At 71.1% G+C, this 15,035-nt stretch carries 17 protein-coding genes and 1 pseudogene; 11 read left to right on the plus strand and 7 right to left on the minus strand.

Going from position 1 to position 15,035, the window contains the following annotated elements; genetic code table 11:
- Positions 1-217 precede the first annotated feature (217 nt).
- Positions 218-1,741 carry an FMN-binding glutamate synthase family protein gene (locus ABZ990_RS02905; RefSeq protein ID WP_361224227.1) on the plus strand — a complete coding sequence of 508 codons (1,524 nt, stop codon included), beginning with the start codon at positions 218-220 and terminating at the stop codon, positions 1,739-1,741.
- Positions 1,742-2,056: 315 nt separating this feature from the next.
- On the opposite strand, the gene ABZ990_RS02910 is transcribed toward ABZ990_RS02905, so the two are convergent.
- Entirely contained in the window at positions 2,057-2,512 is a 456-nt protein-coding gene (locus ABZ990_RS02910) for a Fur family transcriptional regulator (RefSeq protein ID WP_361224229.1), read from the minus strand.
- A 208-nt stretch (positions 2,513-2,720) separates the two neighbouring features.
- On the opposite strand from ABZ990_RS02910, the gene katG reads away from it, so the two are divergent.
- Positions 2,721-4,955 (plus strand): catalase/peroxidase HPI, encoded by a 2,235-nt coding sequence (gene katG, locus ABZ990_RS02915; protein ID WP_361224232.1) that lies wholly within the window; start codon positions 2,721-2,723, stop codon positions 4,953-4,955.
- A gap of 346 nt (positions 4,956-5,301) precedes the next feature.
- Positions 5,302-5,730 (plus strand): hypothetical protein, encoded by a 429-nt coding sequence (locus ABZ990_RS02920; RefSeq protein ID WP_361224234.1) that lies wholly within the window; start codon positions 5,302-5,304, stop codon positions 5,728-5,730.
- 86 nt (positions 5,731-5,816) lie between these two features.
- Here ABZ990_RS02920 and ABZ990_RS02925 read toward each other — a convergent pair whose 3' ends face one another.
- The 4 genes from ABZ990_RS02925 to ABZ990_RS02940 form a co-directional block, all read right to left on the minus strand.
- Positions 5,817-6,587: an SDR family oxidoreductase gene (locus ABZ990_RS02925; protein ID WP_361224237.1), complete on the minus strand. Its 771-nt coding sequence runs from the start codon at positions 6,585-6,587 to the stop codon at positions 5,817-5,819.
- Positions 6,587-6,895, minus strand: coding sequence for a DUF397 domain-containing protein (locus ABZ990_RS02930; protein ID WP_361224240.1), 309 nt, complete (start codon positions 6,893-6,895; stop codon positions 6,587-6,589). Before ABZ990_RS02930 ends, ABZ990_RS02925 begins: the two co-directional genes overlap by 1 nt.
- 95 nt (positions 6,896-6,990) lie before the next feature.
- Positions 6,991-7,236 carry a DUF397 domain-containing protein gene (locus ABZ990_RS02935; protein WP_361224243.1) on the minus strand — a complete coding sequence of 82 codons (246 nt, stop codon included), beginning with the start codon at positions 7,234-7,236 and terminating at the stop codon, positions 6,991-6,993.
- Positions 7,233-8,012 (minus strand): helix-turn-helix transcriptional regulator, encoded by a 780-nt coding sequence (locus ABZ990_RS02940; protein WP_361224246.1) that lies wholly within the window; start codon positions 8,010-8,012, stop codon positions 7,233-7,235. Before ABZ990_RS02940 ends, ABZ990_RS02935 begins: the two co-directional genes overlap by 4 nt.
- A gap of 181 nt (positions 8,013-8,193) precedes the next feature.
- Between ABZ990_RS02940 and ABZ990_RS02945 the strand changes: the two genes are divergently transcribed.
- The 5 genes from ABZ990_RS02945 to ABZ990_RS02965 all read left to right on the plus strand — a co-directional run bounded on the left by ABZ990_RS02945 (position 8,194) and on the right by ABZ990_RS02965 (position 11,791).
- Entirely contained in the window at positions 8,194-8,631 is a 438-nt protein-coding gene (locus ABZ990_RS02945) for an ATP-binding protein (protein ID WP_361224249.1), read from the plus strand.
- Between the two features lie 73 nt (positions 8,632-8,704).
- Complete coding sequence (locus tag ABZ990_RS02950; protein WP_361224252.1) at positions 8,705-9,442, plus strand: NAD(P)H-binding protein; 738 nt, start codon at positions 8,705-8,707, stop codon at positions 9,440-9,442.
- Between the two features lie 355 nt (positions 9,443-9,797).
- Complete coding sequence (locus ABZ990_RS02955) at positions 9,798-10,613, plus strand: aminoglycoside phosphotransferase (protein ID WP_361224255.1); 816 nt, start codon at positions 9,798-9,800, stop codon at positions 10,611-10,613.
- An 82-nt stretch (positions 10,614-10,695) separates the two neighbouring features.
- The gene (locus tag ABZ990_RS02960; protein ID WP_361224258.1) at positions 10,696-11,154 is read left to right on the plus strand and encodes a hypothetical protein; all 459 of its coding nucleotides are present in this window, start codon (positions 10,696-10,698) and stop codon (positions 11,152-11,154) included.
- Positions 11,155-11,164: 10 nt separating this feature from the next.
- Positions 11,165-11,791: a GNAT family N-acetyltransferase gene (locus tag ABZ990_RS02965; RefSeq protein ID WP_361224261.1), complete on the plus strand. Its 627-nt coding sequence runs from the start codon at positions 11,165-11,167 to the stop codon at positions 11,789-11,791.
- Positions 11,792-11,942: 151 nt separating this feature from the next.
- On the opposite strand, the gene ABZ990_RS02970 is transcribed toward ABZ990_RS02965, so the two are convergent.
- Together ABZ990_RS02970 and ABZ990_RS02975 are read right to left on the minus strand one after the other, a co-directional pair.
- Positions 11,943-12,881 carry a MerR family transcriptional regulator gene (locus tag ABZ990_RS02970; protein ID WP_361224264.1) on the minus strand — a complete coding sequence of 313 codons (939 nt, stop codon included), beginning with the start codon at positions 12,879-12,881 and terminating at the stop codon, positions 11,943-11,945.
- A gap of 95 nt (positions 12,882-12,976) precedes the next feature.
- Positions 12,977-13,645: a TetR/AcrR family transcriptional regulator gene (locus ABZ990_RS02975; RefSeq protein WP_361224267.1), complete on the minus strand. Its 669-nt coding sequence runs from the start codon at positions 13,643-13,645 to the stop codon at positions 12,977-12,979.
- An 83-nt stretch (positions 13,646-13,728) separates the two neighbouring features.
- Between ABZ990_RS02975 and ABZ990_RS02980 the strand changes: the two are divergent.
- The 3 genes and pseudogenes from ABZ990_RS02980 to ABZ990_RS02990 form a co-directional block, all read left to right on the plus strand.
- Positions 13,729-14,061: pseudogene (locus tag ABZ990_RS02980) on the plus strand (MFS transporter); the annotation flags it as partial.
- A complete protein-coding gene (locus ABZ990_RS02985) occupies positions 14,058-14,486 on the plus strand; it encodes a cupin domain-containing protein (protein ID WP_361224269.1) in 429 nt (142 codons plus the stop codon). The pseudogene ABZ990_RS02980 and the gene ABZ990_RS02985, both read left to right, overlap by 4 nt.
- Positions 14,487-14,674: 188 nt before the next feature.
- On the plus strand, positions 14,675-14,878 hold the full coding sequence (locus ABZ990_RS02990; RefSeq protein ID WP_361224272.1) for a hypothetical protein: 204 nt from the start codon (positions 14,675-14,677) through the stop codon (positions 14,876-14,878).
- Positions 14,879-15,035 lie beyond the last annotated feature (157 nt).

Consider the following 15,035-nt stretch of genomic DNA (forward strand, 5'->3'; position numbering starts at 1 on the left):
GCGACCCGAGGGAGCCCGGCGATATGCCGGGACTCTCCCGGGTCGCCTTTTTGGGCTGCCCAATCATTTGAATGACCTCTAAGATCGTCTGACGATCGACGGTGGACGCCGAAGCCTGCCCGGACGCGTCCGCCGCGCCATGCCCACGGGGCCCGCGCCACCCGCCGCGCAGAGCGGCGGAGCCGGGCGTCGAGCAAGTCGACGAGAGGAACGTTTCATGCGTGCTCGGATCATCGGTACGGCCGCCGCGACAGCCCTGGCGGCGGTGGCGGCCCGCGACCTCGTCCAGAAGAAGCACGCGCTGCTCAGGAACTTCCCCGTGGTGGGCCACGCCCGCTATCTGCTGGAGCGGATCGGGCCGGAGCTGCGGCAGTACGTCGTGACCTCCAACGAGGAGGAGCGCCCCTTCAGCCGCGACCAGCGCACCTGGATCTACGCCTCCGCCAAGGGCGAGAACAACTACTTCGGTTTCGGCACCGACGTCGACGTCGAGCACGTGCAGGGTCACGCGTACGTGAAGCAGCGCACGTTCGCCGGAGTGCTGCCCGACCTGACGGATCCGGACGCCCCGCTGCCCTCGGCGAAGATCCTCGGCGGCCCGCGCGGGCGCGCCAAGGCGTTCCGCCCGGCGAGCGTCGTCAACATCTCGGCGATGAGCTTCGGTTCGCTGTCCGGCGCCGCCATCACCGCCCTCAACCAGGGCGCGGCGATGGCCGGCACGATGCACAACACCGGCGAGGGCGGCCTGTCCTCGTACCACCGCAACGGCGGTGATCTCGTCCTGCAGATAGGCACCTCGTACTTCGGCTGCCGCAACGCGGACGGCACCTTCAATCTCGACAAGCTCAAGGCCGTCGTCGCCGGAGCCCCGGTCCGGGCGATCGAGATCAAGCTCTCCCAGGGCGCCAAGCCCGGCCTCGGCGGCATGCTCCCGGCCGCGAAGGTGACCCCCGAGATCGCCGAGATCCGGGGCATCCCGGCGGGCGAGGACTGCGCGTCGCCCTCCCGGCACACCGCGTTCCACGACGTCGACTCGCTGCTCGACTTCGTGGAACTGCTCGCCGCCGAGACCGGTCTGCCGGTCGGGATCAAGAGCGCCGTGGGCGAGATGAGCTTCTGGGAGGAGCTGGCCGCCCTGATGGCCCGGGGCGACCGGGGTGTGGACTTCGTGACCGTCGACGGCGGCGAGGGCGGCACCGGCGCGGCGCCGCTGATCTTCTCGGACTCGGTGTCGCTGCCGTTCCGGATGGGCTTCTCGCGGGTCTACGGCACCTTCGCCGAACGGGGTCTGACGGACGATCTGACCTTCATCGGCTCGGGCAAGCTCGGCCTGCCCGAGAACGCCGCCGTCGCCTTCGCGCTCGGCGTCGACATGATCAACGTCGCCCGTGAGGCCATGCTGTCGATCGGCTGCATCCAGGCGCAGAAGTGCCACACCGACAAGTGCCCCACCGGCATCGCCACCCAGAACCCGTGGCTGGTGCGCGGGGTCGACGCGCCGTCGAAGGCCACCCGCGCCGCCACCTATCTGCGCACCCTGCGCAAGGAGTTGCTGAAGGTCTCGGGCGCCGTCGGCGTCGCCCATCCGGGGCTCATCACCACCGACGACATCGAGATCATGAACGGCGACTACGACGCCCGCAGCCTGGCGAGTGTCTACGGCTACAAGGAGGGCTGGGGCGAACTCGGCCCGGAACTGGCCCGGGAGATCGCCGGACTGGTCACCCGACCGGCCCAGTAGGTCCAGAGAGCCCAGAAGCCCAGAGCCCGAAGAACCGAGAGTCCAGGGAGCCCAGGGATGTCCGTGAGCCGGCCGGTGCGTACGCGTCGCGCCGGCTTACGTGTGCCCGGCCGCGCGCAGGCCGGGTTACGTACCCCGGGCGCGCCGGGTGCCTTTGCCGCGTTACGTGCCCCGGGCGCCCTGCCCGCCCCTGCCGTGTTACGGGCAGCCGGCGCCCCGCGCGCCCTCGCCGCGTCACGCGCGCCCGCCGCCCCGCGTACCCTCGCCCCACGTACCCCCGCCTGGCGGACACCCGCCCGGCGCCCCGCCCAGCCGCTATCCGGCCTCGCCGCCCGGCAGCTCCCCGTCCCCGCCCCGCCTCCTCGCGCACGCGGGGCACAGGCCGCGGTAGGTCACCTCGGCCCCCGTCACCGTGAACCCGTAGCGTTCCCCCTCCGGCAGCACGTCCAGCGGATCACCCTCCGGGTGGACGTCGCGGACCGTGCCGCAGCCCGCGCAGACCAGATGCTGGTGCGCGCGCCGGACATTCGGGTCGTAACGCTTGGCGCGCCCGACGCTCGACACCTCGATCAGCTCCCCGAGCGCCACCAGCTCGCCCAGCGTGTTGTACACCGTCGCGCGCGAGATCTCGGGCAGTCTCGCAGTCGCACGGGTCAGTACCTCGTCCGCTGTGAGGTGAATGTGCTCGCCGTCCAGGACCTCGGCGACCACCCGGCGCTGGGCGGTCATCCGCCAGCCGCGTCGGCGAAGCCGTTCCAGCAGGTTGCTCATGGTCACCAGCCTTGCTGTGCGAGTAACAAGCCACTACCCCGACCGTACGAGTCCGACTGTCATCTTGACTTGGACTGTGTCCATATTAGGATCGACTCCAGTAGTAGCCAAGAGGGTGCGCGCCGGTCCCCCCGGCGTTCCGCCCGACCATCGACGCCCCCAGCAGTCCCCGCGCCCCGTGAGCCGCATGGTTCGGAAGGAAAGTCCGATGTCTGAGCAGAAGCACGATCCACTTGTCACCGAGGACGCGTCGGCCGCGCAGAGCACGGGCGGTTGCCCCGTGGCGCACGGTCGCGCCCCGCACCCGACCCAGGGCGGCGGCAACCAGCAGTGGTGGCCGGACCGGCTCAACCTGAAGATCCTCGCGAAGAACCCCGACGTGGCGAACCCGCTCGGCGGCGACTTCGACTACGCCGACGCCTTCAACGGTCTCGACCTGGCGGCCGTCAAGCGCGACATCGCCGAGGTGCTCACCGACTCCAAGGACTGGTGGCCGGCCGACTTCGGCAACTACGGCCCGCTGATGATCCGCATGGCCTGGCACAGCGCCGGCACCTACCGCGTCCGTGACGGCCGAGGCGGCGCCGGAGCCGGTCAGCAGCGCTTCGCGCCGATCAACAGCTGGCCGGACAACGTCGGCCTGGACAAGGCCCGCCGTCTGCTGTGGCCGGTCAAGAAGAAGTACGGCAAGTCGCTCTCCTGGGCCGACCTGCTGATCCTCACCGGCAACGTCGCCCTGGAGACCATGGGCTTCGACACCTTCGGCTTCGGCGGCGGCCGCGTCGACGAGTGGGAGGCTGACGAGGACGTCTACTGGGGCCCGGAGACCGAGTGGCTGGGCGGCGACGCCCGCTACACCGGCGACCGCGACCTGGAGAACCCCCTCGCCGCCGTCCAGATGGGTCTGATCTACGTCAACCCCGAGGGCCCCAACGGCAACCCGGACCCGATCGCCGCCGCCCGCGACATCCGCGAGACCTTCGCCCGCATGGCGATGGACGACGAGGAGACCGTCGCCCTCATCGCCGGTGGCCACACCTTCGGCAAGACCCACGGTGCCGGCCCGGCCGACAACGTCGGCGCCGAGCCCGAGGCCGCCCCGATGGAGCAGATGGGCCTCGGCTGGAAGAGCTCGTACGGCACCGGCTCCGGCAAGGACGCCATCGGCTCGGGCCTGGAGGTCACCTGGACCGACACCCCGACCCAGTGGGGCCAGGGCTTCTGGAAGAACCTCTTCGAGTTCGAGTACGAGCTCACCAAGAGCCCGGCCGGCGCCCACCAGTGGGTCGCCAAGGACGCCCCGGAGAGCGTGCCGGACGCCTTCGACCCGAAGAAGAAGCACCGTCCGACGATGCTCACGACGGACCTGTCGCTGCGCTACGACCCGATCTACGAGCCGATCTCGCGCCGCTTCTACGAGGACCCGCAGGCGTTCAAGGACGCCTTCGCGCGTGCCTGGTTCAAGCTCACCCACCGCGACATGGGCCCGGTCGTCCGCTACCTCGGCCCCGAGGTCCCGAGCGAGGAGCTGCTCTGGCAGGACCCGCTGCCGGAGCGCACGTACGAGCTGATCGACGCCGCCGACGTCGCCTCCCTCAAGGAGAAGATCCTCGCGACCGGCCTCACCGTCGCGCAGCTCGCCGGCGTCGCCTGGTCCGCCGCCTCGTCCTTCCGCGGCAGCGACAAGCGCGGTGGCGCCAACGGCGGCCGGGTCCGCCTGGAGCCCCAGAGCGGCTGGGAGGTCAACAACCCGGACGAGCTGGCCCAGGTCGTGCGCGCCCTGGAGGGCGTCAAGGAGTCCTTCGACTCCTCGGCGACCGGTGGCAAGCAGGTCTCCTTCGCCGACCTCGTCGTCCTCGCGGGCAACGCGGCCGTCGAGAAGGCCGCCAAGGACGCCGGCTTCGCCGTCGAGGTCCCCTTCCACGCGGGCCGCGTCGACGCCTCCATCGAGCAGACGGACGTCGCGTCCTTCTCCGAGATGGAGCCGAGCGCGGACGGCTTCCGCAACTACCTGGGCAAGGGGGTCCGCCTGCCCGCCGAGTACCTGCTCGTCGACAAGGCGAACCTGCTCACCCTCTCCGCCCCGGAGATGACGGTCCTCGTCGGCGGTCTGCGCAGCCTGGGTGTGACCCAGCCGCAGACGTCGTACGGCGTGCTCACCGAGACGCCCGGCAAGCTGACCAACGACTTCTTCGTCAACATCCTCGACATGGAGACGACCTGGAAGTCCGACGACGACCAGATCACGTTCGTGGGCCGGGGCGCCGACGGCGCGGCCAAGTGGACGGCGACCCGTGCCGACCTGGTCTTCGGTTCCAACTCCGAGCTGCGCGCCGTCTCCGAGGTGTACGCCTCCGACGACGCGAAGAAGAAGTTCGTCGAGGACTTCGTCAAGGCGTGGGGCAAGGTCATGGACCTGGACCGGTTCGACCTGCACCGCTGAGTGCGGCGCCGAGTGCGGCGCTGAGTGCGGCGCCGGGAAATCGGTCGGGCCGTTTGAGCCGACCGGGTGATCGGTGACGAGGGGCCCCGGGTGGTACGCCACCCGGGGCCCCTTCGGCGTGTCGCGGCGTGTCGCCTTCTGCCGTCAGGGGAGGGGGTGGCGAAACCTCCGCGGGCCCCGCTCACCGAATCGGGTGAATCCGCGTATGTACGGATGTGGAGGCGGTGTGTGCGGCCCCATGATTCCGGAGGACACGCACCACGTGGCCGTCATCGTTCCGCTCGTTCCTGAATCCCCGGCCGTGTGACGCCCGTCGTGGTGCCCGTGGCCGAGAAGGAAGAAGATCATGCGAACCTCGACTTCCCGCATCAGCCGCGTCCTCGCCCTCACCCTCGGCGGAGCGCTGTCGCTCGGCCTCCTGACCGCCACCGCGACCGCCACCGCCGCGACCGACGACCTCGACGCCCCCTACGCCCGAGCCGCCGCGAAGGTGGCCGCCAACGCCACCGTCGAGCACTCCAAGAACGTCACGTCGGTCACCCGGGGCGGATCCTCGGGCCGCAAGGGCATCTACTGCGTCAAGGTGCCGACCACCGCCGTCCGCGACCTGAGCACGGCCGCGATCCTCGCCACACTCAGCGACTTCCGGGGCGAGATCACCGCGATCGGCAAGGCGCACGCCTACTGCGGCAACGACGCCCACACCATCACCGTCGTCACCAGCGACGACGCGGGCAAGGACGCGGACCGGCCGTTCACGGTCGCGGTCCTGTAACGGGAGCCCTCCTGTAGTTGGAGCGGAAAGCCGCCGGCCGCAGCCACCCGATAACGGGGGGCTGCGGCCGGTGCTCGTGTGCGGGCTCAGTGAACGGACAGGCCGCCGTCCACGAAGAGCGCCTGCCCGGTGACGTACGCCGAACCCGGACCGGCCAGGAAGACGGCCGCGCCCTCGAAGTCGCCGGCCAGACCGTTCCGTCCGACCATCGTGCGCTCGGCGAGGGCCGCGACCTTCACGGGGTCGGAGGAGAGCCGGGCGTTCAGCGGGGTCATGACGAAGCCGGGGACGAGGGCGTTCACGGTGACGCCGTACGGGGACCACGCCTCGGCCTGCGAACGGGTCAGTGATTCGAGCCCGCCCTTCGACACCCCGTACGCCCCGGACTGGACGAACGCCCGGTGCGCCTGCTGCGAGGTGACGTGGATGATCCGCCCGTACCCGCGCTCGGCCATCTTCGGCCCGAACCGCTGCCCGAGCAGGAACGGCGCCTCCAGATTGACCGCCATCGTGCGGTCCCAGTCCTCGTCGGTGAGCTCGGTGAGAGGCGGACGGATGTTGTTCCCGGCCGCGTTGACGAGGATGTCCGGCTCCCCGAACACCGCCGCCGCCTCCTCGGCCGCCGTACGGACACCGGCGCGCGTAGCGAGATTCCCGCTCACCCACGCGGCCCGGCACCCGGCCTCCGTCAGCTCGTCCACCGCCGCCTTCAGCTCCGCCTCGCGCCGGGCGACGATCACGACGGACGCCCCGGCGCGGGCGAGAGCGCGGGCGATGGCCTTGCCGATGCCCGAACTTCCGCCGGTGACAAGCGCGTTGCGCCCTTCGAGGGAGAACAGTTCGTTCAGGTAGTTCATCAGAGACCGTCGCAGGTGGCGAGGAAGGCGGCCCAGGTGGTGGGGGCGAGAGCAAGTCGGGCGTCGTCGGGGCGCTTGGAGTCGCGGACGTGGACGGTGGTGGAGCAAGTGGCGACCTCGACGCAGTCGTCGCCGGAGCCGCTGCTGTGGCTGGACTTGTGCCAGGGGAGGGCGACTTCGACGCAGTCTCCGCTTCCGCCGCTGCTGTAGCTGGACTTGCGCCAGGACAGTGCTACTTCGACGCAGTTGTCTCCGTCGCCGCTGCTGTAGCTGCTCTTGAACCAGGTCAGGTCTGCGGTGCTGATCATGTCGCTCCTCGGGTCTCGGGCAAAGGGCTCGGAAAACGACGGATGCCCCGGCCCGAGCCGGGCGAGGGGCATCCGTCGAGGGTGAAACGATCTCGCTAGATTTCCGCGCAGGTGGCGAGGAAGGCGCTCCAGGTGGTGGGAGCGAGAGCGAGCTGGGCGTCGTCGGGGCGCTTGGAGTCGCGGACGTGGACGGTGGTGGGGCAGGTGGCGACCTCGACGCAGTCACCGGCGCTGCTGCTGCTGTAGCTGGACTTGTGCCAGGAGAGGGCTACTTCGACGCAGTCGCCGCTTCCGCTGCTGCTGTAGCTGCTCTTGAACCAGGCCAGGTCGATGGTGCTCATGTTGCTCCTCGAATCTCGCGCAACAGGCTCAGGGAGTCTTCCGGAGAGAGAGCCTGTGACCGCATCCTGGCATACCGCAACTGGAGCATGCTGACCACAGCGGGGTCCGAGATGAGCAGTCCGTTCTCCTGCCCCTCGGCGTACGCGAGCCACTTGTGCTCCGGGGTCTCCGTGAGCTGAAACGCACCGGCGATACCGGCGTGATGGTCGCGGCACTGCGGCATGGCCTGGATTTCGATGTTGCGCAGTTCTGCCATGCGCAGGAGGTAGTCGAGCTGGGCCCGGTGCACCTCGGGACCGCCGATCTGCCTCCGGAGCGCGTGCTCCTCAAGGATGAAGCTGTACGCGGTCTTGGGGAGACTCGTCGGCAGCTCCATCCGCTCCACTCGCGCGATCATCTTCTCCTCGATGTCCGCCTCGCTCATCAGCGGGACCTGCTTCTCGAAGAGCGTCCTCGCGTACGGCTCGACCTGGAGCAGCCCCGGAACCATTCGGCTCTCATACGTGTAGAGGCAGATCGCCGTCTTCTCCAGCTCGGCCCACGGCGCGAACCAGTTGGCCAGCCCCTTCGTCCGCTCCAGGTACTTCGCCGCCTCCTTGAGCACCCCACCCGCGTCCAGGACCCTCTCCGCCGCGTCCACGAACTTCCCCGAGGGGAGCCGCCGTCCCTGCTCGATGGAGGACACGCTCTCCACCGAGTAGCCGACGAGCGGCGCGAACTCCTCTTGCGTGAATCCCGCCTGTTTGCGGAACAGCTTGACCAGTGCACCGAACACCCTCAGGCTGGCAGAGGGATTGGGCTCTGAATTGATGGCCACCATGGCGGCACCACCTCCCGATCTCAGAGGAATGCTTACGGGCAGTGACGAGTACTGTCCACCCTCTGAACCCGTACGCTTACCGAGCGTACGAGTTTCTGGTCTGGGGAGACGGGCTTTTCGCCGCAAAAGTGGCCGCATGACCACCCCCCAGGCACAAGAAGTGCCGGTTACCGTACGTGTGTTCAGCCAGCGCTTCAGCTCCACGCCCCGCGGCGCTCGTCTCTCCCGGCATCTCGCGCTCTACGAGCTCGACCGCTGGGGCATCGGTTATGGCACGTTCGCCTCCGACGCCGCCGCGCACATTGTGGCCGAGCTGGCCGCGAACGCCGCGACCCACGGCCGTATCCCGGGCAGGGACTTCGAGTTGACGCTCACGTACGCGAGCGAGCCGATCACGATCCTGCGGATCGAGGTCGGGGACACCCGCTCCGAACGGCGTCCGGAGGTGGCTCCGTTCGAGCTGTCCGCGGAGTTCGGGCGCGGGCTGCTCATCGTGGACGCGCTCGCCAGCCGCTGGGAGGTCCTGGACCGGCATCCGCTGGGCAAGACGGTCCGCGCCGAACTCGACCTCTGACGTCCGGCGTGAGACAAGTGGAAGAAGCGGAAGAAGCGGACTGAGCGCAGGTGTGAGGGAAGGCGGCGGGGCCATGACCGTGATCCTCGTGACCGGCGGTACCGGCACCCTCGGGCGGCTCGTCGTCGCGCGGCTGCGCGAGGCGGGCCACGAGGTGCGGGTGCTCAGCCGGCACACCCAGCCGTACGCCGTGGACCTGCGCAAAGGCGGGCCGGAGCTGGACGCGGCGCTTGCGGGGGTGGACACGGTCGTGCACTGCGCCAGCTCGCCGACGGGCGGGGACGAGGAGGCCGCGCATCACCTGATCGGCGCAGCCGACCGGGCCGGGGTGCGGCACCTGGTCTACATCTCGATCGTCGGGGTCGACCGCGTACCGCTCGGCTACTACCGGACCAAGTTGACCGTCGAAGGGCTCGTGGAGTCGTCGGGGCTCGGCTGGACCATCCTCCGGGCCACCCAGTTCCACGACCTCGTGCGCAAACTCCTGGAATCCCTCGCCAAGTTGCCGGTGATGGTGCTGCCCAAGGGGGTCTCGGACCAGCCCGTCGACACCTCCGAGGTCGCCGCCCGTCTCGCCGAGCTCGCCGGCGGCGACCCGGCCGGTCGGGTTCCGGACCTCGGAGGTCCCGAGGTCCGGACCTTGCCCGACCTGGCGGGGGCGTATCTCCGGGCCACGGGGCGCCGCCGCCGTATCGTGACCGTCTCCCTCCCCGGCAAGACGGCCCGCGCCTTCGCCGCCGGCGGCCATCTGGCCCCGGACCGGGCCGAGGGACGGGTGACCTTCGAGGAGTTCCTGACACGGAGGGGGTAGGGCGGCCGGGTTTCGCCCGACATCCGGCGGGGAGGATTCCGCCGCTCTGCCGGCCGCCGCCCCCGAGGGGAATGCGGGGCGTGCGGCGAACCCGGAGCGAGGCCGTGCGCGAGCGCCGACGGTCTCGGCCGGGCCGAAGACGAACGAAAGGGCCTTCGCGACCATGACGAACTTCCTGCTGGAGCGCCGCCCGGCTCCCCGGCCCACGTCCTCGCCGCCGCCGGGGCGGCCGTCCACCGGTCCCCCGACGCGCCCGGACAAGAACCCGCCGTTCCCGCCGAACGACCCGCAGCGGCCTCGGTCGGGGTGGGTGGGACTGTCCGGGCCGGCGGGCCCGGCGGGGTGCTGACCGGGCATGCGGGTCGGCCGGCTGCCGTACGACGAGCTTCCCGAGGCGACCCGGCGGGCCCTCGCCGACCGGCTCGGGGAGGACTGCCCGAGAGCCGAGGTGGAGAACGGCACCAGCAGTGCGCTCGCTTCGCTGTTCTGGCCGTCGTCGGGTCCGGAGATGGTGTTCGTGAAGGGGCTGCCGCTCGACCATGAGCGGATCGGGGAGTTGCGGGCGGAGGCGGCGGTCAATCCGTTCCTGCCCGCCGGCGCTCCGAGGATGCTGTGGCAGGAGGAGGCGGGGGGCTGGCTCCTGGTCTGTTTCGAAGGGGTCCAGGCGAGCGCGTGGGCGTGGTTCGGCGATGGCAGCGACCACTTGGCGCCGGTCGCCGCCGCCCTGCGTGAACTGAGTTGCTGCCCGGCGCACTTGGCGGTTCGGCTCACGCCGTGGGAACGGTGGGGCGAGTACTGCGACCCGGTCGACGAACCCCTCCTGACGGGCGATCGGTTGGTGCACTCCGACCCGTGCGCCTCCAACTTCATGGTCGAGCGGGGCGGACGGGTGTGGATGATCGACTGGGCGTGGGCGATGCGCGGCCCGGCCTGGATCGATACGGCCGTGTGGGGGATGCGGCTCGTCCTGGACGGCAAACAGACCCCCGAACAGGCCGCCGCCTGGGCGCGGACCGTCCCCGCGTTCGCCGACGCTCCCCGCGAAGCGGTCGTGGTGCTCACCGAGGCCGAGGCCCGCTCCTGGGAAGCCTGGCAGGCCTACGGGACGCCCGGGTTGGAGGAGACGATCAAGGCGGCCCGCGCCTGGGCGGGGTACTGGGCGTCGCCCTGATGCCGGGATCATTCCGGATGCCGAGGCCGACCCGGGGGCTCGATCCTGGTCGGTCGGTCGGCCGGCGAGCGGGGGAGGGCGCGTGGGGCTGGTTCTCTTCCCGGGCGACGGGGACGACGGCACTCCGGACGTCTCGTGGTCGTACAGCGGCTTCGCCGTGTTCCGGCGGCGGCCGGCGGAGGCCGAGGGGTTCGACCTCTCCGAGATGCGGGGGTTCGGGGGCGAGCGCCTGTGGACCGAGGTGTCCACCGCTCTGGAGCCGCTGCTCGACCACCCGGGCACCGGCGGGGCCGATCTCCCGCCCGCCGCGTGCGCGTCGATGCTCGGTCGGCTGCGGGAGATCATCGAGCGGTGGGTGGCCGAAAGCGCCGGTGACCCGCGGCTCCGGCGTGCGCAGGAGGACGCCCGCCGACTGGCGGAGGTCCTGCGACTGTGTGTCGAGAAGGACGTACCGCACACCCCTGACCGCTCCCGGCGGGCCTGGGGGCCTGGCGGGCCCACGTACGGTGAATCGCGATGCTGTTGCCGAGGGGGGAGGTGAAGCCGCCGGGATGTTGACGCTGACGGAGATCGCCGAGAACCCTCCGTGCCTGACGAGCCGCCTGGAGATCGGCCGGGGAGCGGATGTCGTCTTCCGCCCTCTGACGCATGCGGACGCGGGACGACTGGCCGGGTTCCTCGGCGGGCTGTCCGCCGTCTCGCGGCGGTTCAGCACGTTCGACGGGTACGACCTCGCGGCGGCCCGGGAGTTGTGCGCCACGATCGCGCGCTACGACAAGCTCTGGCTGGTGCTGGAGGACGTACCGTCCGGCCGGATCGTCGGCCTGCTCGGCTTCAGCCTCGCTCTGACACCCGGGGACATCGCGCGCTATCGGGAGGCGGGCATCCGGCTCGAGGAGACGACCGACTGCCGCTACGGTCCCACCCTGGCCGACGACCACCAGGGCCGGGGCATCGGGTCGCTCGTCTTCCCGCTGGTCGCGGAGGTCGCGCGGCGGCTGGGCAGGACGCGGATCATCCTGTGGGGCGGCGTCCGCGCCGACAACCCCCGGGCCATCCGCTCCTACGAGAAGAACGGCTTCCGTCCGGTCGGCTCCTTCACCGAGGCGGACGGCTCCCGCTCGCTGGACATGATGGTGGAACTGGACCCCGCGCGAGGTCCGGCAGGGCCCGCGTGACGGTGGTGAGAGACGGATGGCCGGCGGGCAGGCCCGGGCGCGTGGCCGGCCCGCCGATCCCGAGCGGGACCGCGCGCGAGGGGCCGAGGATCATCCCGATCGGCTGCCTCCTGCCGGGGCGGTTTCCGCCTCTCTGATCTCCGGGCCGGCGCTACTCGCCGGAGCTCGGGCCGGACGATCCGGGGCCGGACGATCCGGGGCCGGACGATCCGGGGCCGGACGGCCCGGGTGCGGACTGCCCGGGTGCGGATCCCGCGCGGCGGAAGGGGATGGCGATGTCGGCCGCGTGCTCGTCCGGCTCGGCGGTCGCCCAATTCGGGTAGTACACCTCCCGGTTGGAGGCGCTTCTGGCGTATCCGTGGTCGGTGAGCCACGCGCCGACGGCGTCATGGGCGGCGGTCGCGCCCGCGTAGCTCATCTGCGCCTTGGTCCGGGCGGTGAACGCCTCGCGGTGCGCGGGCTCGACACGTACCCCGATCGGCCCGGCCGGTTCGACGGCGTTCCAGGTGGGCGCGCAGACCTCGACCGGGCCGTCGGAGTCCTCGCTCACCACGCCTTCGAAGACGGCGAAGACCGGCCCGGACAGACACGCTCCGGTCCGCCCCAGGTGGGAGAAGAGCAGCTCGGCGGCCTCCGAGAGGAAGCCGGGCAGGTCGGCGGCGGTCACATGGCGCCGGGTGAACAGGACTTTCTGCTCCGGCACTTCACGCTCGGCTATCTCGTACACGGTGGGGCTCCTTCCGGCCAGCACCTCACGGGCATGGCCCACCGCCTCCCGGCGGGCCGCGTGCGCGGACTCCTGCTCGCGCCAGTACGCGGCGAGCAGCCGTACCGACTCCTCGCCGCCCGCCGCGTCGAGCGCCGCCGCGTCGAGCACTGTCGCGATCCGCGCCAGCGGCATGCCGGCGGCACGCAACAGCGCGATGTGGCGGGCCCGTTCGACCTGGACGACCCCGTAACGCCGGACCCCGGTCCGAGGATCGACCCGCGCGGGCGGCAGCAACCCCCGGTCGCCGTAGAGCCGCAGGGCCTTGAGACTGAGCCGGGTCCTGGCCGCGAGTTCCCCGATGGTGATCAGATCCTCTTGCACGGGGGCCACTGTGCCCCCTGCCCTTGGGGAAGGGGCAAGCGCCGTACCCGGAACCCCGGAGGGGGAGTCGAGGCAGGGGCGCGGCGGGCGGTGCGTCAGCGGGCGGCGAGGAGGCCGTCCACCAGGGCGCGGAGTCCGTCCAGGTAGGTGTCCTCGGCGGTCAGTGAGGCCCACTGGCCCGAGAGTTGCGTCAGGCGGGGCAGCTCGCCGGGGTCGAGGTCGGCGAAGACCTGCTCCCGGTAGGTCGCCCGGTCGTCGTCCGCGCGCCGCCGGGCCGCCGTCGTGCGGACCACGATCTCTCCGGCCGTGTAGTACCAGATCGCGCGGTACCCGTGCACGGCCCGCTCGGGGGTCAGTCCGCCCGCGACCAGGCCGTCGACGATCTGCTCGACGAACCACAGAGCCGACGCGGACATCAGGTCGTCGGCGGTCAGCACCTCCACGACCCAGGGGCAGGCGGCGAGCGCCTCGTGGATCGCGGCGGCGGCGACGACGACCCGCTCGCGGGGCTGTGCCGGCAGTTCGGGCCGGTGCAACGCCCGCGCGGCGTAGTCGTCCAGGAGCAGGACGAGCAGCTGTTCCTTGCTGCGGACGTGGTGGTAGAGCGCCATCGGCGTGCTGCCGACCTCCGCGGCCAGCCGGCGCATGGTCAGCTTGCCGACCCCTTCCGCGTCCACGATCCGACGGGCCGTCGTGACGACCTCCTCGCGGGAGATACGGGGAGGGCGGCCGAGCGTCTTGCGGGGGGCGGGCGGTTGCGGCATGCCGTCATCATCCCCCAGGCGTGGACAGCGCCGACCGCACGGGCTACTTTCCTTACATGTATAAAAAGTTACGGGGGAGTCCCGGAGTGGTGCCGGCCCCGGTCGCCGCCGCCGCGACCAGCGGCGTCACCTCCCGCGAGGCCGGCATGGCCTCCGGCCTCTTCAACAGCTCCCGCCAACTCGGCGGCAGCGTCGCCCTGGCCGCCCTGGCCACCCTCGCCGTCCACCACACCGGCACGGCCACCGACCCCGCCGCACTCAACGACGGCTACGCCCTGGGCCTGGCCGTCGCCGCGGCCCTCTTCGTGATCGCGGCGGCCGTGGCGATCGGCGTACTGCCCCGGCGCCGGACCGAAGCCCCCGCGCCGCGACCCGCCACCCCCGCGGAGAACCGACTGGAAGGAACACCGTCATGACGACGACCCCTCTCTCGCCCGTCGACCTGTTCGCCTCGGCACTGCGCTTCCACCCCGACGGCGGCATTGAAGCAGTTGAACGACGCATGAACAGTGGCGACTTGGGCGCCTGGCAGATCGCGACGTTCCACGTGGAGACCGACGCCGACGTACACGCGGACCACTGGGAGATGCATCCGCAGGCCGAGGAAGTGGTGTGCTGCCTGACCGGCGGCTTCCGCCTCTATCTCCGCCCCGAAGGGCCCGACGGCGACGAGGAAATGGTCCGGCTGGGGGCGGGTACGGCCGTGATCGTGCCCCGCGGCCGCTGGCACCGTCTGGAACTGGACGCCCCCAGCGACCTGATGTCGATCACCCTCCGTGAGGGGACTCGTCTGGAGAAGCGCGAGTCGGGAGACCCCGGGACGGATCGCCCTGCTGCCTGAGCGCGGCTGGAGGCCGCTTCCAGCCCGGACCGCTGGAGGTCAAATCGTGAACTCGTAGAGTCGTAGGGGCTGATGGCCCGTCGCCCGTGCGGCTCCGCAGGGGTGACGGCTCCCGGCCAAGGGGTGGCGACGGCGGCCGCCGTTCGCCCGTCCTCTCGCCCATGCCACGGGAGACCTATCCTCGACCCGTGAGCGAACATGTGGGCGGATTGATCATCAGAGGTATTGCCATCGTGGGCGGGGTACTCCTGGCCGGCAACGTCCGAGGGGCAGCCGACTGGTTCCTGGTGATCACCGACGTCCATGGGATCTGGTCCGTCCGCGCGGCCCGGTTGATCGGGGGCTTCATCGCCGTCGGGATGACGGGAACCCTCATTGCCGACTGGCTCTGAGTCGTACGTGGGCCGCGGCCTGTCGCCCGATCGCTTCCCGCTGGAAGCAGCGGTGGCCGCCGCCCTCACGCGGGCGGCGGCCACCGGGCCGGTACCCGGCGAGCGAGCCGTGTGGCAGTCGCTCACCGGGGCGGTCGTGCGCGCGGAAGACCTCGGC

Source organism: Streptomyces sp. NPDC046203 (assembly GCF_040646255.1).
Taxonomy (GTDB): domain Bacteria; phylum Actinomycetota; class Actinomycetes; order Streptomycetales; family Streptomycetaceae; genus Streptomyces.